The sequence below is a fragment of the Halothiobacillus sp. genome (assembly GCF_027346185.1).
In the GTDB taxonomy this organism is placed as follows: domain Bacteria; phylum Pseudomonadota; class Gammaproteobacteria; order Halothiobacillales; family Halothiobacillaceae; genus Halothiobacillus.
In genome coordinates this window covers 1-21562 of sequence record NZ_DAIESY010000027.1, presented here as the reverse complement: position 1 = coordinate 21562, position 21562 = coordinate 1, and the positions used below count along the sequence as shown (strand labels likewise).

Here is a 21562-nt window from a genome sequence, read left to right as displayed (position 1 = left end):
CATCAGGTCATTCCGGGTTTTCATCGTCGTTCCTCGTTTTTCTGTGCTCAACCCCAGTTTGATCCGGTGTTGTGGCGGCGGAAGTTACTCTCTCCACCCTGTTCAATGGGCATAGCCATGATGCGTCAGCTTCTCGATGTTGTGAACCAGACAATAGAGCTTCCATTGCCCATCAACCTTGTTTCGTCCCCGTAGGGTGAAGCGGTCCAGTCCTTTATTGCCCCGAAGGTTGCCGAACACCGGTTCCACGGTAGCGAAGCGTCGGGTGATCATCTGTTTACCTTGTTCGCTGTCGATCTTGGCCTTCATGCGGTCAGTATGGCTCTCGTGACCCGGTGCTTTGCCGAGAAAGAAGGCGACCTGTCGAGTTTTGGTCTTTTGCGGGTGACGCAGGCACTGGCTTCTCATGGGACAGGGCAGGCAGTCTTGTTGTGCGCCCTGAAACTTGATTGCGAGGTAACCGTTGAACTGGCAGTTCGAGCCGTTGCCGTACAAGGTCTTGCCCGCTGGGCAGACGCAGGTCTTGGCTTCAGGGTCGAAGCTAAAGTCTTCGGGTTTGAACAGGGCTGTTTTCCTGGCCTGGGGCCGCTTGTCATAGAGCGGGTCGGGTTTGGTTTGGTGTTTGGCTTAATCGGCATAACGGGCGTCTCGTTTGCGATAGCCGTTGTCGGGAAGGTAGGCGTCGACCGCTTGAGCGGCCAGATGTTTGAGATTGGCTTCAGAATGGTAGCCTGCATCGGCGGTGACGATGGTGTTTCCCGTTCGGTACGGTGCCGTCGCTTCGACCACCGGCAGCAGCAGCTCCTGTTCCGAGCCAGTACCGTGGGCCTGGGCTTCGACGACGATCTGATGCCGTTCATCCACGGCGGCAACACCGGTATAGCCCTGAATCACGCCCTTTGACGTGGCCATCTTGGCCGATTCGTTGTCGGTACGGTTGGAGAGGCGCACCGCGCCTCTGGCTCCTTTACGATCTTCGGGATGGGTGGCCAGCCAGTCACGTAATTTCTGGGCTTCTTTTTGCAGGCCTGCAAGCTGTCTGGCTTCACGCAGTGCTTCGGCCCCTTCGGGTGAATTGGAATCGGTCACACGATGTTTGGCCAAAAGTTTCTCGGCGGCGCGTTCCATCTTCTCAGCCTGATGCTGATAATCCTGGCGAGTACCGCTCCTGGCTTTACCGGCATTGGATGGCAGCTTGACACCATCAATGGCGAACAGCTCGCGCCCAATCAAGCCTTGGCGATCACAAATGGTCAGCACTTGACCGAACAGTTTGGCTGCCAGATCCCCCATCTCGGAAACAAAGGCCGCTATTGTGGTGAAATGTGGCTGGCTGTCGCCGGATACAGCGATGAACAGCATGTTCTCGCGGCAAGCGGCTTCAATCCTGCGGCTTGAAACTATACCCCGACTGTAGGCAAGCAGGACGATCTTGATCAGAACGGCGGGATCAAAAGCAGGTGCGCCTTCGTCATCGTTCTTGTAGCGGGCGTGGAAATCAGACAGGTCGAGCTCGTGATCGACGAGATAGCACAAGGCATACTCGAAACTGCCCGGTTGCACCTGTTTATCAAAATCCACCGGCAGCAGTTTCAGCCCCTTGTGAACCGGTTTGTAGCGTGGCATCGAATAGCATTCCCGTAACAATTCATTCGCAACAAATTATGCCAGTCAGAGCGGAAAATGGGGTTTTTCTACAGCCTCAACGCCGGCCATTACCGGTGATAAAGCCGTAGCGAAGCATAGATTTTGGCATCTGGTGCATGGCCTGGTTAGCTATCGATCCTCGTGCAAGCGACCTTCCACATATTTATGAAGAATACTGGCAACAAGTGTTTGGTAGGGGATGCCTTCTGCCAGGGCTTTCTTCTGGAGCCCCCTAAGATCCTTGGAGGATAGTCTGATGTTAATACGGGCATCTTTCTTGAACATGGCCTCGGCGTATTGTTGATGCCGCAGTTTCCTGTCTTCACTGTCTGGCGACCGCTGCAGCGCTCCTGCATCGAATGCATCCAGAATTTCTTGCTCTTCTTTATCCAGCCTACTCATTTTGGACCTCCCAAATATGTTTTAGTCGCTTTCCGGCTTGGGATGATCGTTTTCAGAAAAACCTCATCCTCTGACTCCACAAAGGGCACTAAATACGCATACCCCTCAATCTCAATCACATGAATTTGTTGCCCCGGATATCGCTCCTGATTCGGATGCTCGAACGTATCCAGGATGCCTCCAACCGAAATATGCAAAACCACATCCTCGAAAGTGACTTTCCTTTCTGTTTGGAGAAGCTTGTTCTTCTCTGGGTTCCACGTGATGGGCTTCATGTGCTAAAACTTAGCACAATGTGTGCTTTTTGTATTCAACAGCTAGCGTGAAAGCTAAGCCGAAGGCAAAAAGCGTAGCTTTTTTGACGGTCGGCTGAAGCGGAATGTTAGATCACTGGAGGCATGTTTACATCGGAGAACCACTCTTCGTCGAACAACGGATGCTCAGTCAAAACTGACAAATACGGAAACCCCTCTCCAGTATGCAGGTAGATCGTTTGAGAGGTTTGTACAGCGGAGAACAGCGCCGCTCTCGCCATTTGGACGGTCGCAAGCGCAGACGACTTATGCACCGTCTCATTCCGCCGCTTCCTCAGTGCCTCACTAGAACGAAAGGGCTGTGCACTCAAATCAACAGTCTTTCCTGTCATCTTTGGCAGCCACTGCGATAGCATGTTGTAATACGAGGCCCTCTCGAGATCTTCTGTAGTGAAGCCCTGTATTGCTTGCGCAGAGAAAGAACGCAAAACCTGTCCTAGCGTTACTTCAACCAGATGGTTGGCTCCCACAAGGGCAAGCTGACATAGCGCTGCATCTGCAACCCTCTGTTCGGCTACCGTTTGAGGCAAGATGTCGTAAACCAAGCGCCGGACGCCCAAATAGGCCTCTGTCCATGTGTCGTTCTGCGACCATTTCACGGTGAAAGAGACATTAAGAGGGCGAAGTGTCATTTGCGATCTAACGTAGAGCTAACCGGCGCTGCGTGGCTTTATCGCGCAGCGTCCAGCGACCGAAGGGAGCGAGGTTGAGCTCCACGTTATGCATTTGATTGGAGCTCCTTTTTAAGCGCTGCGTACAGGCCAGGTGCTGAATCCAAAACAAAAGCAATTTGGTTCTCTGAAATTCTTTCCCCATGGACGGCATAGTTGCAAATGGCCATAACCTCCAGAACTCCATTGATGACGTTCGGGGAAATCTTTTCATTTTTCTGGAGCTCACGCAGAACCCTGTGCATTGGATAACGGCGTGGGTCGATGCCATTCAGGCGAGAGTATTCATTGATAAGTCGTTCAAAGGAGAGACGAACCTTGAATAGATCAATGCTCTCTTTCCGAATGTCATGTGCAAAATGCAACTCGGGCTGGTCTGTTTTTTCTACACCAATACCGAAATCTCTCAGAGTTTCTGCGATTTGCTGTTTTATGTCTGAGATTTCCGCATCGTTAGCAGGGATCGGTGCTCCGCCGTTGATGTGGACATGACTTGTATTGGATGAAGAGACGTCAATAGACGATTGGAGCTCAACCTTCATGAGCGCCAATTGATGCGAGATGTCTTTTTTGAGCTGTTCAATGTCTTGCTTCAGTTCGAGGCCGAACAGCTTCACGTCCTTGAAGATGGGGGCAAGGCAAACCGCCATCCACACCAAGAACACAACTACGTCGAAATAAGTTGGGTTCGCGCCAACAAGTTGGTCTCGCCTTAGATAGAGATAACCACCTAGAGCAATGACTAGGATTGCCCACCACACGACTTTGAAGTTGTTGGAGTTCAACATCGGTTAGCTAATCCCTTGGCGATGCATAACGTGATTTAAACGACATAAACTTTGGCATGTTGCTCCAACTAAATCAATATTATTTTTAATAACTTTATGATTTTCATCTGGTTACCCTCCAACCACGCCTTTTAGTGCGACCTAAAATTTCGCGGATGAACTATTAGCTCATTCCTCCTCATCAAGCCGCATGGTCAGTGCTTTCAACAGGCTCAGCAGTGAGGTTTTGACCGGTTCGGTGAAGCGTAGGTTGTCTTCGCCAAATACGATCAGGGCGCGTACGGGGTCGCCTTCGTTTGCTGCGGCGATCGGGACGATGGCCAGTGCGCCGACCGGGTATTGCTTCAACTGTTCGATCAGATCGTTCTGGAGTGTGCCGCTGATACTGGTGTTGCGGGCGTGATCGTCGATGAACATGGGAGTCTGGGCGACCAGTACGCGGTCGATCAGGCCCATTTGTGCGACTTGATTGGCAATTTCACGAACGGGGGCGGTGCAGCCGACGCATTCGTAGGATACTTGTTCTTGCTGTTCGAGCTGCGGGCCGGTCAGTTCGGATGAGCTCGACCAGACTTCCGGCCAATGGGTGTACAGACATATTGCGAGCAGGCTGCTTTGCTCGATGACCTGTTCGGCCAACGGGGTGAGTGGATTGACTTCAACCGCGGTTTCGGTTTCCGGTTCTGAAACGGTATCTATTGTGCTGCCCGGCATCGGCATCGCTATGTGCGGTTTTGCTTGCGGCTGAGAGAACATGGCAGTCAGCCGGCAAAAATCTCGCTCGGCCTTGAGTTCGTTTGCCTGCTCAACACTGTCGCCCAGGCTTTCGGCGGCAACGATGAGCCCTTCGGCGTCATGGCGACTCGATTTGAGCGCACGGATATGAAAGCGCATCCAGGTCTGGCTCGATTCGCCCGTCTGCACTCTGCGTAACAGGCTGACCTCATCACGCAAACCGGACTGGATGCCTTCCAGCAGTTTGGGATCGCCCGAAGTCAGATTCTCGACGGTGTTGAGCCCAGTTACCGGTGAGATCACATCCAGAAAACGCCGTCCCTGCAACGATTCCTGGCTTTCGTGGAATAATTGCATCCATCTTTGATTAACCATGCTGATGTGCCAATCGGTGGGATTGACAATGGCAAGCCCCACCGCGGGCATGTTATCCCACAACTGGGCCAATTGATCGCGCTCGCGCCGCAGACCGGCCAGCACTTTGGCTCGTTGCAACCGCATGATGCGCCAGAACAGGAACAAGGCGATCAAAAGGGTAAACACGCCGATCAGGGAAGCCGTGGCAAGCCATTGGCGCGTCTTGCGCAGCGGATCGAGCACGACATCCTGCGTGGTAGCTGCCCAGAGCAGACCATTGATCCGCGGGATCTGCGTGCTGGCATAGAGCAGCGTATGACCCTGGCAATCGATCTGCCCGCTGGTGCTGCTCTTCAATACGTCAGCATCCGGCGGGTACGGGCTCAAACGCGACTGAAGGGAAAGGAATGCGGGCGACTTGCGGAAACATTCAAGATCACTTGCACTCACCGGTTCAACACGTGAACTCATCTGCGGTTCGCTCAATGGCGAAAAATCGTCGATCAACGGGGTGGTCGTCCACGATTTAGCCGAATCATTCCCCTGCGCCAGCAAAAGCAGGGTGCGCACCGCGTTCTCAACCCGCAAGGGTTCTCCGGCTGGCATGGACTGCACCAGTGCGCTTTCATTGAGCACGGCAGCCAGCACGATGTACCACGGGCCGCCACTCACATCAGACTGGCTCAGATAAACAGGCAACACCCAGAAACAATCACCGCCGCTCCGCCCCGGCGCGAACACACAGGCAAATTGCACTTTGGATGTGGCTGCCGCCCGCTCGAACAGATTATCCGGCGTCTTGGCAATCTGGTTCGAACCAAATTTAAGCTTCTTGACGTGATCGGGATCAAACAGGGTGATGGTCTGGAATCGGCCATCCTGAATCAGGGCGACAAATGAAGGGAAGGTACTGCCGGAGGGCTGGACGGGTTGATCCTGACTGATGCGTATTCGATTTGCCAGCGCGTCCGGCTGTGCCGCCAGTTTATCGACGATTTGCGATCGCTCGGTTAACCAGTCGGTAATCAATTTGCTGTGCAGACGCAACTGCGAGGTCAGTTCGGTTTGTGCCTGATTGAGGAGAACCGGTCGATATTCGCGTGTGGCATAGGAGACCATGAACAACTGCGCGAGCAGCGTGAACGCAATGAGGATAACCAATGCGCCCCACCAAGACTTTTGATCGGCGAACCGGGAATGCCGTAGGGCCTGTTCGGCCAGAGGGACGGGTTGGCTGCGTTCGAGCAACAGGAACAGCAACCAGGCCGTGATCAGGACGAATACCCCGCCTACCACCAAACCGGCGGGCGATATGACCCAGCGCGCGCCGCCCAGGCTGCTGAGCAGCCACTGAATCAACGCGATCCACAATATGGCGACGACAATGTAGGCTATCGTCCAGCGGAACGAGCTGTATGCCATGAGCTTGGGCAGACGCGCCATGCCTGCGATTACCGCGCTAGGAATGCGTGCATATCGCGCAAGCGCTGCAGGGTTTTCTCCTGGCCGAACAGATCAAGCGTCACGCCCAGACTGGGTGAGGCCCCGTGTCCCAACAGGGCCAGACGAAGCAACGGCCCGACTTTGCCGAGCTTGAAGCCCAGTGTGGTTGCCACTTCCTTGACCGCATGATCGAGGTGCGCAGGGCTTTCCCAGTCCTCTGGCTGCGAAAGTGCCATCGCCAGTGCGTCCAGAATACCGGGCGCATCGTCATCCAGCTTGCCCAGCGCGACGGGATCGTAGCCGGTCAGATCACGATAGTACGGCAGCGCCTGCTCAGCCATTTCAACCAGTGTGTGCGCCCGATCGGCATAGGCCGCGACGATTTTCGCCGGATCAGGCCCGTCAACCGACGGATCAACACCGAGTCGCCCCAGATGCCAGCGCAATTCAATGGCGGTTTCCTCAACGGGGCGAATCTTGAAATATTGCTGGTTGAGCCAACGCAGTTTTTCCTGGTTGATGCTCGATGCGGACTGGTTGATGTCCTTGATGTCGAACAATGCGATCATCTCGGCCCGATCGAAAATTTCCTGATCCCCATGAGACCAACCGAGGCGCACGAGATAATTGAGCAGGGCTTCAGGCAGGTAACCCTCTTCCCGGTATTGCATCACACTCACGGCACCGTGGCGCTTGGAGAGCTTGGTACCGTCCGGCGCGTGGATCATCGGCAGATGCGCGAACTGGGGCGGCGTCACATTCAGGGCGTGATAGAGGTTGATCTGCCGGGCCGTGTTGTTGAGATGGTCATCGCCACGAATCACGTGGGTGATGTTCATATCCCAATCATCAACTACTACCGTGAGATTATAAGTGGGCGTGCCATCCGAGCGGGCGATGATCAGATCGTCCAGCTCGCTGTTCTGGAACACCACGCGCCCGCGCACGCCATCCTCGATCACGACTTCGCCATCCAGCGGATTGCGGAAGCGCACAACGGGCGACACACCGGCGGGCGGCGTACCGGTAAAGTCCCGATAGCGACGGTCATAACGCGGCTTTTCGCCACGGGCCATCTGGGCTTCACGCAGCTGATCCAGCTCTTCCCGGCTTGCGTAGCAGTGATAGGCATGACCGTTCGCCATGAGCTGATCGATCACTTCCTTGTATCGATCCATGCGCTGCGTTTGATAAAACGGGCCTTCGTCATATTCGAGCTTCAGCCAGGTCATGCCCTCTAAAATGGCGTTCACCGATTCCGGCGTGGATCGTTCCAGATCGGTATCTTCGATTCGAAGCACAAACTGTCCGCCGTGCCTACGCGCATACAGGTAACTGAACAGGGCTGTGCGGGCACCGCCAATATGCAAAAAACCGGTGGGTGATGGCGCGAAACGGGTGCGAACGGACATGAATACCTCGGATCTATTACAAAACTTGGACGATCATAGCGTAAAGTGACCGAACTGACCGCAATCCATGCTCCAGACGGCATATCGACACAGGACGCACCATGTTGAAGTACCCCGCCCCCACGCCCGTCACTATGGCCTTGGCCTGCCTGCATTGACAGGTTGTGCACCGGGCATGACCGTGCCGCCCAGCGGATCGGCCCCGGCAAACGCACAAACGTCAGCGCCCGAAACAGTCGGGGCGGCACCCTGGATATCCGTATCGTCGATGCGCTGACAACGCAGACCATGGCACAAACCACGGTGAGCGCGCCCAGTGTAAATGCGGGTGAATATGATCCTGTGATCGATGCCTTGGGCACTGATTTCGCTGCCTCTGCCTATGGACAGGCAATGAATCAACTCGCAAGTGAAGCCGCCAACTGGATTGACCGGACACTGGTCTGCAAGCCACTGATCGGTCAGGTGGTGCATGTCGACGGCGCGACCATCACGATCAATCGCGGCATCAACGATGGTCTGCGCAGTAGCGACCGATTGCTGATCCTGCAACGAACCGACCGTGTCTATCAGCCCGGTCAGGATGCTTATACCGAGCACTACTTGTTGCAAAGCCTGGGCACGGCTGAAGTTGCACGACTGGGTGAACACACGACGCACATCCACTATGGTGGCCAGCATGTAGTGCAAGTGGGCGATATTGTTCAGTCGGCCAATTGACAGGCTGCTACAACTACCTAATTCGACAGGATTTTAGGCTGGATATGGGCGTACTGAACTCTATAGGGCTGAATAACTCATGGTCGAGTTTTTCAGCCTCCTGTCAATGAACCAACGGTTCCTGGATCAAGCTATCGATCGGAACCGGCGCGTGGTAGTAATAACCTTGGATGAAATCGATACCGATGGCCTCCAACCGGCGCAAGGTCGCCTCGTTCTCGACCCATTCGCCAATCGTTTTGGCTCCCATCACCTTCGATACCTGCACGATGGTCGTAACGATGACCGAGGCAACCGGATCGTGCTCGATGTCACGAACCAGCTTGCCATCAATTTTGACGAAATCCGGCTTCAACCGACGCATGAATTCGAAAGAAAGCAGCCCCGCGCCGAAATCATCGAGCGAAATCTTGCAGCCCATCTGACGCAGCGAGTGGACCAGTTCCAACACCAGTTCATAATTGGTGATCGCTGAGGTTTCGGTAATCTCAAAACAGATCAAGGCTGGATCGAGATTGAACTCACGGAAAGCGGAACGGATGAACGCGTTCATCGATGGATCCTGCACTGTTGCGCCGGAGAGATTGATGGCAAGCAGTGGCGGGTGTTCCCCACAACGCGCCAACAGCGCGAACGTGTGCCGGATCACCCAACGGTCGATTTCGGTCATGAAATGGTTTTTTTCCGCCGCTTCGATGAACTGCACCGGCGATTGCAGACTGCCATCCGCTCCGCGCAATCGCAACAGCACCTCGTAATGCGGCACGAGTGCCGGATTGTCAGAAGGTAGCGGCAAGGGCGCAATGGCCTGAATTACCTGCCTTAATCCCTCCTCATCCAGAGCCTGCTTGAGTTGGTGCAAGGTGGCCAGTTGGTGGCGTCTGGAAACGATCTCCTGATCGTCACGAGAGAACCAGACCACACGGTTACCACCCTCGCGATGCGCCCGCCGACAGGCTGCTTCGGCATCGTTCAGCAGTCCGGCACCCAATCGACAATCGGCCAGGCAGGCCCCCATGCTGATGCTCACGCGTAACCGCTGTTCGCCGACCTCAACACGCATATCCTGCAGGCCACTCAACAGTTCATCCGGCCACTGCTGATAGGCAAACGATTGCACATCCGGAATCCATATCCCGAACTCATCAACGCCCAATCGGGCAATAACACCATTTGGTGGCACTGAAGAACTCAAAAAGCTGGTGATACGGGTAACCACCAGATCGCCAGCAGTACGCGAGTTGGTTTCATTGATGAGTCGGAAGTCGTCAACATCCAGCCACAAGATCAATCCTTCGCTTTTCTTTTGATCATGGGCATCGCACTGCGCTTCGAGAAAATCCGCAAAGGCGGTGTGATTGAGCAGCCCCGTGAGCCGATCATGGGCTGCTCGGTAAGCCAGCAGTGCGGTGGCTTCACGATAGTCGGTTTCATCACGCAGCGTGAGGATGATCTTGCATGACAGCTTATCCAGACACGACCCTAAGAGCCGGAGATGAACTTCGATGTCCTTGATCTGGTGTCCAACAGACAATTGCAAACTATAGGATTGCTCGGGTCGCTTGCACAACAAACCGATGGCCGTTCGCAGATCGAAGTTTGGATCGGTTTCACGCCAGCGCAAATCGAAAAGTACCGTGTAATTTCGACCACTTAATTCGTCGGTTTGTTCAATGGGGTGTCTCAAAAACCCAAGACTCGATTGGTTGGCGAACAACACACGACCGTCCAGTGAAAGAACGACCACCGCATCTTCCAACGCATTGAGTGTTTTTCTCAGCTGAATTTCCTGTCGTACTATTTTTTTCTGCGTTTGCTTACCTTGCAGAAAAAAAGCAAACAGAATCAAGCCAGTGGGCAGAAGCAACCACCAACCGTAGGCCTTGAACAAAGCGATAAGAGACGGATTGCTTGGCAACCAGAGATCCCTGATTTGCTGAACGGTCGAGTAATCCAGCGGCAAAGCCCACTTGCTGATTCCACTCGTAATTAAGGCGGGGTTATCAGGAGTCATCCCCATCAGGTCCCGGGCCACTTTTTCGGCAAAGATTCGATTTACTTTACTTGTCGCGGCAAAGGGCCATTCGGGCACAAGCTCGGTTGAAACCTGATAGGGATAGTCACTGTACTGCGTAGGATCGAGAACACGGAACTCGCCCGGTTTTATACCACCTTGTGCCACAAGACGTTCCAGAAATCCGGCACGGATCACGCCTGCATCAGCTCGACCCTGCCCAACGGCCTGCACAATCTGGAACATCGGCAAGCCGGTGAATAGGGGTTGAATCTGGGTTTTAGGGTCGATACCTGCACGCACCATGGTATCAATACCCAATAGCCAGGCGCCCAAGGCATCTTTGGAAGCACCCGCCACGGTTCGATTTTTCAAATCAGAGACATGTTGAATATCGCTCCGATCGGCACGCACGATAATGGCAGAGCCAAAACGATTCAACGTGCCGCCAGGGGTCTTTACAACCATGGTAGCCAATGGCCAGACGCCATCATCCTGGCCCAGTTGCACAAACTGCAATGGTTGCGTGAGCACAAAGTCCAACCGGTTTTCCCGCACGGCGGCGGCAAGTTCGGACAGGAACATTGGCTCAATACGAAAGGTATAGCCGGGATTTTTCTCGCTTAGATAAGCAGCTGTGGGGCTCCAGCGATGAACCGTTTCCGTTTTCCCCTGATAGGCCAATACGCCGATTTGAACAACCTTGTCGGTCGTTTGGGTCGGTTCTGCCGCCTGAACGCCAACACCTGACGAGAAAAAAAGGAGCAGCGAGAGCAACAGATGAAACAGAGGGAAGCACTTTCCCAAACGCATTGAACGTCCTCCCTGGTTGGGTCCGTCACTGGCTTGAGTTTTAAAGAGTACTCGTTGCGTCACTTGCTCATCCTGGGCTATCACGAAACAACGCCTGTCTATCCGAAGATCAGGCACCTGGCAGCGATTCACGTAGAGGCAGATAAGGAAACTCTGATTAATTCAGAGCTTCCGCGCGGCACAAGGACGTGCCGCCATTTTCAATCGCGTAAGTGATTGAAAATGAAGCAAAGAAAAAGTCACGCCTTTTGCCTTGCGCGCTCTGAGAATTCCAGGATGGAATTATTCAGAGCATCCCTAAAGATGCCTCAAAACTTTCGGCCGGCCTGGGCGGCGATACGCAGACGCAGGGCATTGAGCTTGATAAAGCCCGCCGCGTCACGCTGATCATAGGCACCAGCATCGTCTTCAAAGGTGGCGATAGACGGATCGAACAAGGTGTCATCCGAACGACGCCCCAGCACCTGCACGTTACCTTTGTAGAGGCGCAAACGCACGTCACCATTCACATATGTCTGCGAGGCGTCAATCGCCGCTTGCAGCATGACGCGCTCAGGCGACCACCAGTAGCCGTTGTAAATCATTTCGGCGTAACGCGGCATGAGCTCATCCTTGAGATGGGCGACACCGCGATCCAGCGTGATCGATTCCAGTGCCCGACGCGCCTTGAGCACGATCGTTCCACCCGGCGTTTCATAGCAGCCACGGGATTTCATGCCCACGTAGCGGTTTTCCACCAGATCAAGGCGGCCGACACCATTCGCACCACCGAGCTTATTCAGTTTTTCCCACAAGGTGGCTGGAGACAGAGCCTCGCCATTGATGGCAACCGGATCACCCTTGACAAAGGTCAGCACGAACTCCTCGCCTTGCTCCGGCGCCGCTTCGGGAGATACGGACCAGCGCCACATGCTTTCTTCAGGCGTCCACCATGGATCTTCCAGATTGCCGCCTTCGTAGGAGATATGCAGCAGGTTGGCATCCATCGAATAAGGCGACTTCTTGCCCGCAGCGGCGAAATCCACCGGAATATCATGGGTCTTGGCATAGGCCATCAGTTTCTCGCGCGAGAGCAGATCCCACTCGCGCCAGGGCGCAATCACCTTGATACCGGGTTTGAGGGCATAGGCGCCGAGCTCGAACCGCACCTGATCGTTCCCCTTGCCGGTTGCGCCATGGGCAATGGCATCGGCACCGGTTTGATTGGCGATATCGACCAGGCGTTTGGCGATCAACGGACGCGCAATCGAGGTACCCAAAAGGTATTCGCCTTCGTAAACTGCATTGGCACGGAACATCGGGAATACGTAGTCACGGATGAATTCTTCACGCAAATCTTCAATAAAAATCTGCTTGACGCCCATTTTCTGCGCCTTGATGCGCGCAGGCTCCAGCTCATCGCCCTGCCCCAGGTCGGCCGTGAAAGTCACCACTTCACAGCCGTAGGTGTCTTCAAGCCACTTGAGAATGACTGAGGTATCAAGGCCACCGGAATAGGCCAGCACTACTTTTTTGAATTCGGTTTGTGTCGTCATTACGTTTCAGGAACCTGTCGTTAAAAATGCAAAATTATAAAAAGTAAAACCCAAAGCCGGATCAGGCCTACACGCCAGAATCAGGCTGGAATAAAAGAATCAACGCTATGCAAACTAATCATCAGCATGCTCCGCACATCTCATTTCGAGGTTTGCGAAGCGATAGTGGAGGGCTCGGCTAACGAGATGCTGGATTGGATTTATTCCATCTGTTCGTTGATTTTGCTCAATACCGCGAAGCGGTCATCGGGTAACGTACCGCCAGTCACACTGATTTTAAACACGTCGATGCGCGTTGAACCGTCTTTCTGCGGCAACACTTTCAAAGTGAGCTGCATACTCATCTTCTGCTTCATATCCACCTTCGCACCGCGAATGGCGCCATCGGCATAGAACGATTGCGGGTAAGGGTGTGTAACCGTGATTTCACCGTCTTTCTGATTGTTCTTGACCGGGTTGAAGCCCAAGCGATCCAAGGCCAATCCCAAACGGTTCCATACCTGCGGATAGGCCTGACTAACGATCAGATAACGCTCGTCATTATCCTGATTAAAGATGATTTTCGAACGCGGCGCGAAGCTCGCCGCCATCAGGGCGCGAGATTCTGCTTCGGTCTTGCCCGAGAGGTAGGCCGTCAAACGTGCGAGCATATCAGCCGTCAGCGTCGGGTCGGATTTGGCATTCGCATATTTGAATGAAGATTCGTCGTCTCCAGGGAAGTATGGTTTCTCGCCCGTCAACTCCATTTTCTGACTAGTCACGAATACGAGCGTCTGGTTCTTGCTTTCACCATTTTCGATGCGGATACGCACTTTCTGAATGTGATCCGGCTTGAAGAACGTGTCCTTGGCGAGTTTCAGGAAGCTCATCAGATTGAAGCCGTTTTGATCGGCAGACTGCGTACCTGTCCAATCGGTTTCAATCAACCCCACACCCGGCTCGACTTTCTTGACGATATAACCCTCATCCTGCAAGAAATTTTGCAGTTTCGGCCATACGGCATCAGGCTTGGCATCTACCTCAAGGTAGCGTGAATCCGGGCCGCCCATGACCTTGACTCCAGTACCGGAAACCAGCACACCACTGCCTTCGGTTCGTGCTGCGGCTTGTGCCGCTCGTGCCGAAGCAATTTCGGGGACAGCCAATTCAGCACGCGGGCTTGGTGGCGTGAAGGCCGGCGGCACATCCAGCTTGGCGGCCCTGTTCACCGGTTGGTCAGAAGACATAAATGGGATGTAGGAGCAACCCGTCAGGGTGCTTGCGCCCAGAACCATTCCGGCCAGGACAGTAAGTTTAAATCGCACGGCTGAAGGGGCGTTAAAGATCATGGAAAAAACTCGCGATGATAAGGAAGTAAATTTTAAGGCAATAAGGTAACCGATTCGGTCACATCTTTTCTCATTTTCCAATGAATGGGGCACATAAAAAAAGCGGTACAAACTGGTAACCGCTGTACCGCTGATGTCCTATGAACAAGCTTCAGTGGCAATGCCAGCCGAATTCAGCGCAGCACAAACCTGAGGAATGAACTCCGGCGTCAAGGGCAACAAAGGCAGGCGAAGTGCAGGAGAAGTCAAGCCCATCGCTGCAACGGCCCACTTCACCGGGATCGGATTGGGCTGGCAGAACAGTTCGCGGTGAAGGGAGGCCAAACGGGCATCAACGGCCAGCGCTTCGTCTTCATCACCACGCAACGCCGCCGATGTCATTTGATGCATCAAGGCCGGTGCCACGTTTGCCGTTACGGAAATGGTGCCCTGCCCGCCCGACAAAATAGTTTTGCACCCCAGACCATCATCACCGCTGTACACGGCAAACCCTTCCGGCGCGCCCGCGATCAACGCCTGGATGCGCTCCAGGGATCCACTGGCTTCCTTCGTACCGATTATTCGAGGGTGCGCACTCAAGGTCAATGTGGTTTCTGTCGTCATGTCCACCGCAGTACGGCCGGGCACGTTGTACAGGATCATGGGGAGGTCAACCGCATCGGCGATGGCCGTATAGTGGGCGATCAAGCCCGCTTGCGTGGGGCGATTGTAATACGGAGTAACCGAAAGGTGAGCGACGGCACCGGCTTTTTTGGCGGCTTCGGCCAGTTCGATGGCTTCGCGGGTATTGTTGGCGCCCGTACCGGCGATGACCGGAATAAGGCCCGCCGCTGCACGCACGGTCGCTTCGATGACGGCCACATGCTCATCGAAACCCAGCGTGGCCGACTCGCCTGTCGTACCGACCGATATGATCGCATCCGTACCTTGTACGATATGAAACTCGACCAGCCGAGCCAATGCCAGGTAATCCACGGCCCCGGTGTCCGTCATCGGAGTGACCAGTGCCACCAGACTGCCCGTGATCTGTTGCGTCGCCATATACCGCCTTTGTAATAAAAGATTTGTTATAACTGAGTGAAGCCTTAACCCGCCATACTACCTATTGGCTGGGGTAAGTGACAAGCAATCTGCGGTCAACCCTGCGAATCTTCGCCCAGACGGGCCTGAACAATGGCGTAAGCTTCGTTGCGTTTCATCGCAGTCAATTTGGTCAATACGCGGGCGATCATGCTGGCAGGCGCCTTTTCAGCCAGCAAAACAGTAAGCAATTGCTCGACAGCCACGCCCGATGCTTCGGCGGAAGTTTCCAAAGGCACAGCCCCTTCGACCAGCACCACAAACTCGCCACGTTCAGGAATTTCACCCGATTGAACCGCAGCGGACAGATACCCCAGGTCACCGGAAACCAGCGTTTCGAACCGTTTGGTCAGCTCTCGACCAACAACGGCGCGGCGTGTTTCGCCAAGATGCGCCCGCACGGACTCCAGCATGGCGCGAATCCGATGCGGGGCTTCATAGAAAATCAGCGTCGCCGGTTGGGTAGCCAAAACCTGTAAACGGGCGGCGCGCGACTGCGCCTTGGCAGGTAAAAATCCTTCGAACCAGAAATGCGTGCTGTCGAGCCCGGAAGCCGACAACGCCGCAATCGCCGCACACGCGCCGGGAATGGGGCTCACGCGATGCCCCATATCGACCAGTCGCCGCACCAGCAGGCTCCCCGGGTCACTGATGGCAGGCGTGCCCGCATCACTGATCAACGCGACCGACTGCCCTTCAGAAAGCCATTCGGCCACCGTCGCCACGCGGGATGCTTCGTTGTGTTCGTGTAACGCCACCACGCGCTGACGAACACCGAAATGATCCAACAGCTTGCGCGCATGGCGCGTATCCTCGCAGGCGATGACCTGTACGCCCTTGAGCACGGCAACCGCCCGTGGGCTCAAATCGGCCAGATTGCCAATGGGTGTCGCCACAAGATACAACACGCCAGGTTCAACCCAGCGGGTGGGCGTCAGGCCATCATCGAACCCTTCCGTTTCATCCGATAATGGCGAGGTTGGCGCGGCATGGGCACAACAGGTGTCCGCAGAGGAAGCGTCCATCGGCATCATCATGACTTGCTACTCAAAATTAATTTAATCATCATACCGTCCATCGCCACTAGTGTACTGTTTCACTCTTGGAGGTGCTTTCAGAGTCATCCGAATGCGTCAGGACAAGGCGCCGTGCGCAGGCAATGGCCAAACCCTTGGCAAGCACGGCAACACCGTCATGGCACATTCGGAGGACTCCCTTCGGGCGAGCCGCTGAATGTGCCTCCAAGAGTGAAACAGTACACTGGAAATCTCATGGCAACTGTGCCATTCCCATAACGAGAGCTACTCAATTGCCATGCCTGCCCCTATCAGAGATTTGATTAAAGATTTGAGCGCCTTCCTCCGACAAGTTGCATATTTCCGTCACATAACGAAGGCAGGCTTCGCGCTCCTGCTCACACTCGGCCTGCTCTCCGGCTGCGCTCAGAATCCCTATACTTCCACCACAGCGCAATCCGGCCCGCTGACTGCGCTCAACCAGGCGCTTGCAAGCCAGGATCCAAAACTGATTGCCCCCGCCCAGATGCAATATGCCGCCACGCTCAAGGGCCCAGCCCAGGCAGACATGCAGATGCGCGCATTGGAAACGGCCATTGACGCCGAAGCGTTCACGCTGGCAAACACCCTTTATGCACAGGCAAATACGCAAGCGCTCTGGCCTACCGTGTCCGCGCGGCGCGCCCAACTGCTTACCGGTTTCGAACAATGGCAGCAAGGCGCCTCTTCCATGGCGCGCGATACGGTCAACAATCTGCCGATCCCGCTGACTTCGGATGAAGCGAAACGTCGCCTGATCCTGCTGGCCGCCATTGATGAAGCCGAAAAACGCCCCATCGATGCAGCACGTCAACGCTCGGCACTGAACGAATTACTGACGGGTGCAGCCGCGGATAGCAACCGCGCAAAACTCTGGAATGATCTTTCTTCAGCCGACATCAATCAACTCTCAGATGAAGCGAAACAGGCAACCAATGCCAATTTTGCCGACTGGATCGGCCTTGCTCTGGTGTACCGCACACGCCCCGGAGAACTGAACACCTGGATCAACAATCACCCGAATCATCCTGCGGTCACCTCCGGCTTCACTGCCCTGCTCCTCAGTCGATCGGACACTGCGGCTACCATTCCATTGCCGACCGGTCAGGGGCCAGTCATTGTACTGGTGCCCCTATCCGGTGATTACCAGCCTGTCGGCCAGGCCATCAGCGATGGCATCAATTTCGCCCATGACCGTCTTGGAATGGCAAGTGATCGCAGCGTTCAGATTCAGGACAGCGGCAGCACACTGGCCTCCTTTACCCAGGCATTGACGGCGGCGCTGGCAGCCAATCCTTCGGTTATTATCGGCCCGCTGCTCAAGGAACAGATTCCGGCGCTGGCCAATCTGCCCGCCAATGCACCACCGGTCATTGCCTTGAACACACCTGCCGAGGGCACCAGCCTGCCTGCCGGTGTCGTAAGCTATTCCCTGTCGCCCAATGCTGATGCGCGCGCCGCCGCCGATCAGATGATTCATGATCAGAAGATGACAGCGCTGGTTTATTGTGCCGACAACAGCCTTGGCCACCGCATCTGTGATGCCTTCAGCCGCGAATACACCCTGCTCGGCGGACAAATCCTCGACAGCGCCTTATTCGATCCAAACGCTACCGATTTCTCCAGCCAGCTCCGCCGGCTACTGGAAGTCACCTCTTCCAGAAATGGCCCGTTCCAACCCAGGATTAGACAGGATACACAGGGAATATTCCTCGGTGCCACCAGCCAGCAGGTACGGATGATCGTGCCGCAACTCGATTATTTCGGCGCCGACCAGCTTCCAAGGTACAGCGTAGGCATGGTGTACAGCGGCACACCAAACCCGCTTGCCGATCAGGATAAAAGTGGCCTCGTGATTCCGGTCGAACCAGTACTGCTCGCCGCCAACGAGGGACCAAACGGCCCCATGCGCCCCAATTACGAACGTGCCAGCCTCTCGCAACTCCCGCGTCTATTCGCGTTTGGCGCCGATGCCCTGATGATTGCCGCCAACTTGCAGCCCTTACTCGCGCATCAGGTCATCAATGGGCTCACCGGCCAGTTGAGTCTCTCTCTGACCGGAGAAATCGAACGCAAACCGGCCTGGGGACAATTCCGACAAGGCCTGCTGCAACCGATGGAAGGCACGGACAGTGGTTATATTCCAAGCACGGTTGTCGATTACAGCAGCAAACAGGCTGAGGGCAATCCGACGGTTGCTCTGCCGCAGGAAGACAGCATCACACCGGACAGTGGTGACGGCACCGCCACAGATACCCAACCGGTGGGCTCCGAATCTACAGATTCAGACACCACCAAGGCCGTGCCGACATTCACGGATGGCGGTGGCATGGCGCCACCACCGGCAAGCGTAGCGCCCACAAATGACACTGCCCCGATGGCTAACTAATGGGCTCAGTAAACGGCTCGGCAAATTGATTCCGATGCGCGGCACGGATGCAGAGTTGCCGAACGCTAAAGCACAAACCGCGCTGGCACGAGGTCACCATGCCGAGACCGTGGCAGCGGAATATCTTTCACGACAAGGGCTCAAGCTGATTGACCGCAATGTCCGTGCAGGACGTGGGGAAATCGACCTGATCATGCAGGACGGCGCAACCCTTGTATTTGTCGAAGTACGTGCCCGCAAGGCGGGCGCCTGGGTATCGGCGGCGGAAAGCGTATCGTTTGCCAAACGCAAAAAAATCATCGAAACCGCAGAACGCCTGCTAAATGAAAAACCCGCCTGGCGCAACAGCCCGTGCCGCTTTGATGTGGTTGCGATCGGGCTTCCTTCCGAGTCCTCTGCCGAACCTCATTCAAGCCAGACTGAAGTAAACTGGATACAAGATGCTTTTCAGGCCGAATAGCAGCCCGGCCGGATAACACCGCAGCCGCAAGCGCAAGCATTATCCAGGTAAACTCTGCACGAATCCATCCATGGCTTCGTGCAGTTACGCTCGGACCGGTGGGCTTACGCCTGCTTCGCGTTCACGCCCGGCCCGAGCTCCGCATTTCAATGACTTACGTCATTGAGCGGCAGGGCATCCATACCCTGCGCGGGAAGGTCTGCATTTGTGCAGACCTTCCCTGGCCCAACGCACACTCGCTTGAGAAATCACCATGCTCGATCTCGTACATAACCGACTGCAACAAACGCTATCGCAACTCGATGCGGTTCTTTCCCCGCAGACCGAACCGCTCCTGCAGGCGGCGGGTGCGATGCTCCATGCCGTCCTCAACGGGCAGAAGATTCTCGTCTGTGGCGCCCGGGAACGCTCGCAACTGGCCGCACATTTTGCCCGGCTGATGGTCGGGCAATTCGAGCATGATCGACCCGGCCTGCCGGTTATTTCATTGCAGGAATTTCCGGGCGGTCACGAGCCTTATGCCAAACCGATTCGCGCCCTTGGCACGCATAACGACATTCTGTTTGCGATTGCGCGGCGCGGCACCGAGGGCTTGCAACCCGCCTTGAATGCCGCACGGGAACGTGGCATGACGATCGTCCTGCTCACCTGTGGCGTCGCCGAACAACTGATGCCGGAGATGCAGACCAGCGACTCATTGCTGTGCCTTGCCTCGGATTCCGAACGGCTGGTCCATGAAGCCCAGCTCATCATCCTACACACCCTGTGCGACCTGATCGACCGCCAACTGCTCGGTATTACAGAATGAGCACAGCGAACAACGCCAGCTCGCTGCTCGCCGCAGACATACAGCCTCTTTATCAAGCGCTGGCTATCGAGCTCCCCGCCGACCGCCTGAGTATCGAACCGGCCACCTGCTGGGCGTATGGCATGGATAACAGTCGCCTGCATCACGCGGCGCAACTGGTGGTCTTTCCCGATCATCACGATGAAGTCGTCACCCTCGTTCGTCTCGCCCGCCAGCACCGGATTCCCATCACGCCCAGAGGCAGAGGCACGGGTACGGCGGGCGGCAGTGTGCCATTGCACGGCGGTGTCGTGGTCGTGATGGATCGAATGAACCGGGTACTCGAATTTCGCCCGGAGGATCGTCTGATCCGCGTGCAGGCCGGCATCATCAACGCCGAAGTTCAGCGCATTGTCGCTGAGGCAGGGTTTTTCTGGCCCCCCGACCCGACCAGCAATGCGCTATGCACCATTGGCGGCAATCTCGGCTGCAATGCGGCAGGCCCTCATGCCGTGAAATACGGCACAACTCGCGACAACGTACTGGGCCTGACCGCCGTGGCGGGTACGGGCGATACGGTCAAGGCAGGCACGCAAACCACCAAGGGCGTGGTCGGTTACGACCTCACGCGCTTGTTCATCGGTTCCGAAGGCACACTCGGCATCATCACCGAAGCGACCTTGAAGCTCACGCCCCTGCCGGATGCCACCCGATTGATGCGTGTTTTTTTTAAAGACATGCATGCCGCATCTGCAGCGGTTTCCCACCTGATGAATCAGCCCGCCACACCGTCAGCGATCGAATTCATCGATGGCAATGCCCTCAACCTGATGCGCCAGTTCAGTGACAAGAATTCTGCGCTGGACATCCCGCCCGAGGCCGGTGCCTTGTTGATGATCGAAATCGACGGGCTTGCCGAATCACTGGATGGACAAACCCGCAAAATAAAGGCGGCAGCACAAGGTGACCCCGGCCTCCCCACGGCGCCGATCAGCCTGAACGTGGCCACCAACAAGGCCGAAATCGCGGCACTGTGGTCGGCACGCAAGGCACTGTCCCCGACCTTGCGGCATGTGGCACCCAAAAAGATCAACGAGGATGTTGTCGTCCCGGTTTCCCGCATCCCGACGCTGATTCAGGCCATCGATCAAAGTGCGGCGCGGCACGGCATCACGATCGTCAACTTCGGCCATGCGGGTAACGGCAACATCCACGTCAATCTGCTCATCGATCCTGAAAACCCCGGTCAGATGGCGGCGGCAGAAGAAGCGCTTGCCGAAATCTTCTCTACGGTGCTGGCTTTGGATGGCACGCTTTCCGGTGAGCATGGTGTCGGTGCGGTCAAACGTGACTATGTGCGAGCCGAAATCTCCCCGGTCAACCTGGCCTTGATGCACGGCATTAAAGAGGTCTTCGACCCTGAAGGCATTATGAACCCAGGCAAAAAATTGCCCGCTGTTAACCCATAAGGAACCTCTGATTAAATCAGAGGTTCCGTGCGGCACAAGGACGTGCCGCCATTTTCAATCACGTAGGTGATTGAAAATGAAGCAAAGCATAAGTCACATCTTTTGCTTTGCGTGCTTTGAGAATTCCAGGATGGAATTATTCA

18 protein-coding genes are annotated in these 21562 nt (G+C 55.4%); 5 read left to right on the top strand and 13 right to left on the bottom strand.

What is annotated here, in order from left to right:
- Nucleotides 1-102 precede the first annotated feature (102 nt).
- The 8 genes from M7R55_RS02075 to gltX all read right to left on the bottom strand — a co-directional run bounded on the left by M7R55_RS02075 (nt 103) and on the right by gltX (nt 7769).
- Nucleotides 103-564 (bottom strand): transposase, encoded by a 462-nt coding sequence (locus M7R55_RS02075; RefSeq protein WP_298218049.1) that lies wholly within the window; start codon nt 562-564, stop codon nt 103-105.
- Between the two features lie 63 nt (nt 565-627).
- A complete protein-coding gene (locus M7R55_RS02070) occupies nt 628-1626 on the bottom strand; it encodes a transposase (RefSeq protein WP_298218047.1) in 999 nt (332 codons plus the stop codon).
- 150 nt (nt 1627-1776) lie between these two features.
- On the bottom strand, nt 1777-2049 hold the full coding sequence (locus tag M7R55_RS02065) for an antitoxin (protein WP_298218045.1): 273 nt from the start codon (nt 2047-2049) through the stop codon (nt 1777-1779).
- Entirely contained in the window at nt 2046-2324 is a 279-nt protein-coding gene (locus tag M7R55_RS02060) for a BrnT family toxin (RefSeq protein ID WP_298218043.1), read from the bottom strand. Before M7R55_RS02060 ends, M7R55_RS02065 begins: the two co-directional genes overlap by 4 nt.
- A 107-nt stretch (nt 2325-2431) precedes the next feature.
- A complete protein-coding gene (locus M7R55_RS02055) occupies nt 2432-2995 on the bottom strand; it encodes a hypothetical protein (RefSeq protein ID WP_298218041.1) in 564 nt (187 codons plus the stop codon).
- A gap of 86 nt (nt 2996-3081) precedes the next feature.
- Nucleotides 3082-3822, bottom strand: a complete 741-nt coding sequence (locus tag M7R55_RS02050) for a hypothetical protein (RefSeq protein WP_298218039.1) — start codon at nt 3820-3822, stop codon at nt 3082-3084.
- A gap of 168 nt (nt 3823-3990) precedes the next feature.
- A complete protein-coding gene (locus tag M7R55_RS02045) occupies nt 3991-6357 on the bottom strand; it encodes a PAS domain-containing protein (protein WP_298218037.1) in 2367 nt (788 codons plus the stop codon).
- An 8-nt stretch (nt 6358-6365) separates the two neighbouring features.
- A complete protein-coding gene (gene gltX, locus M7R55_RS02040; protein ID WP_298218035.1) occupies nt 6366-7769 on the bottom strand; it encodes a glutamate--tRNA ligase in 1404 nt (467 codons plus the stop codon).
- 162 nt (nt 7770-7931) lie between these two features.
- On the opposite strand from gltX, the gene M7R55_RS02035 reads away from it, so the two are divergent.
- A complete protein-coding gene (locus tag M7R55_RS02035; protein ID WP_298218034.1) occupies nt 7932-8489 on the top strand; it encodes a hypothetical protein in 558 nt (185 codons plus the stop codon).
- Nucleotides 8490-8592: 103 nt separating this feature from the next.
- Here the strand turns inward: M7R55_RS02035 and M7R55_RS02030 are convergent, their stop codons facing one another.
- The 5 genes from M7R55_RS02030 to rsmI form a co-directional block, all read right to left on the bottom strand.
- Nucleotides 8593-11316 carry an EAL domain-containing protein gene (locus M7R55_RS02030; RefSeq protein WP_298218032.1) on the bottom strand — a complete coding sequence of 908 codons (2724 nt, stop codon included), beginning with the start codon at nt 11314-11316 and terminating at the stop codon, nt 8593-8595.
- Between the two features lie 308 nt (nt 11317-11624).
- A complete protein-coding gene (locus tag M7R55_RS02025) occupies nt 11625-12851 on the bottom strand; it encodes an argininosuccinate synthase (RefSeq protein WP_298218031.1) in 1227 nt (408 codons plus the stop codon).
- A gap of 200 nt (nt 12852-13051) precedes the next feature.
- The gene (gene bamC, locus M7R55_RS02020; RefSeq protein ID WP_298218030.1) at nt 13052-14179 is read right to left on the bottom strand and encodes an outer membrane protein assembly factor BamC; all 1128 of its coding nucleotides are present in this window, start codon (nt 14177-14179) and stop codon (nt 13052-13054) included.
- A gap of 138 nt (nt 14180-14317) precedes the next feature.
- Nucleotides 14318-15220, bottom strand: a complete 903-nt coding sequence (gene dapA, locus M7R55_RS02015) for a 4-hydroxy-tetrahydrodipicolinate synthase (protein ID WP_298218028.1) — start codon at nt 15218-15220, stop codon at nt 14318-14320.
- Between the two features lie 95 nt (nt 15221-15315).
- Nucleotides 15316-16284 (bottom strand): 16S rRNA (cytidine(1402)-2'-O)-methyltransferase, encoded by a 969-nt coding sequence (gene rsmI, locus M7R55_RS02010; RefSeq protein WP_298218026.1) that lies wholly within the window; start codon nt 16282-16284, stop codon nt 15316-15318.
- 322 nt (nt 16285-16606) lie between these two features.
- On the opposite strand from rsmI, the gene M7R55_RS02005 reads away from it, so the two are divergent.
- The 4 genes from M7R55_RS02005 to M7R55_RS01990 all read left to right on the top strand — a co-directional run bounded on the left by M7R55_RS02005 (nt 16607) and on the right by M7R55_RS01990 (nt 21419).
- On the top strand, nt 16607-18703 hold the full coding sequence (locus M7R55_RS02005; protein ID WP_298218024.1) for a penicillin-binding protein activator: 2097 nt from the start codon (nt 16607-16609) through the stop codon (nt 18701-18703).
- Nucleotides 18678-19163, top strand: coding sequence for a YraN family protein (locus M7R55_RS02000; protein WP_298218022.1), 486 nt, complete (start codon nt 18678-18680; stop codon nt 19161-19163). The genes M7R55_RS02005 and M7R55_RS02000 overlap by 26 nt, the downstream gene beginning before the upstream one ends.
- A 253-nt stretch (nt 19164-19416) precedes the next feature.
- Nucleotides 19417-19971 (top strand): SIS domain-containing protein, encoded by a 555-nt coding sequence (locus M7R55_RS01995; RefSeq protein WP_298218020.1) that lies wholly within the window; start codon nt 19417-19419, stop codon nt 19969-19971.
- A complete protein-coding gene (locus M7R55_RS01990; RefSeq protein WP_298218017.1) occupies nt 19968-21419 on the top strand; it encodes an FAD-linked oxidase C-terminal domain-containing protein in 1452 nt (483 codons plus the stop codon). Before M7R55_RS01995 ends, M7R55_RS01990 begins: the two co-directional genes overlap by 4 nt.
- Nucleotides 21420-21562 lie beyond the last annotated feature (143 nt).